At 37.6% G+C, this 575-nt stretch carries 1 protein-coding gene; it reads left to right on the forward strand.

Features of this window, described 5'->3' with window-relative positions:
- Nucleotides 1-575, forward strand: a 575-nt coding sequence (locus tag C1X07_RS24725; RefSeq protein ID WP_164914254.1) for an FN3 domain-containing metallophosphoesterase family protein, incomplete at both ends; no start/stop codon positions are given.

Below are 575 nucleotides of genomic sequence, written 5' to 3' on the forward strand. Positions count from 1 at the left end.
CCAAACTCTAAAGCCCCTAACAGAACGGTCTCTTATAAGGGGATGAACAATAACTTTGCTAGGCTCACGGGCTTGCAACCTAATACAGCATATTATTTTGTAATTAGGGATAGTCAAGGTACAAGCCAGCGGTTTTGGTTCAAAACAGCTCCTTCTGATAATAGTAGATTGTCGTTTATAGCAGGAGGAGATTCTCGTAATAATCGTACACCCCGAAAAAATGCCAATCGTTTGGTAGCAAAACTCAAGCCTCATGCTGTATTGTTTGGAGGAGATATGACCAATCGGGATAGTAGTTCAGAATGGCAAGAATGGTTTAATGACTGGCAATTAACTATTGCAAGTGATAATAGAATGTTTCCTATTGTTGCAGCCAGAGGAAATCATGAAGATAGCAATAATAGTGTTTATAATCTTTTTGATGTTCCATCATCGAGTGTATACTATGCCATTACTTTTGGTAATAATTTGGTAAGAGCATATACTTTAAACACAGAAATCTCTATTTCTGGGAGCCAAACTTCATGGTTGCGTAATGATTTAAATGCAAATCCGAATACGATATGGAAAATGGC

Source organism: Aquimarina sediminis, from assembly GCF_002895435.1.
In the GTDB taxonomy this organism is placed as follows: domain Bacteria; phylum Bacteroidota; class Bacteroidia; order Flavobacteriales; family Flavobacteriaceae; genus Aquimarina; species Aquimarina sediminis.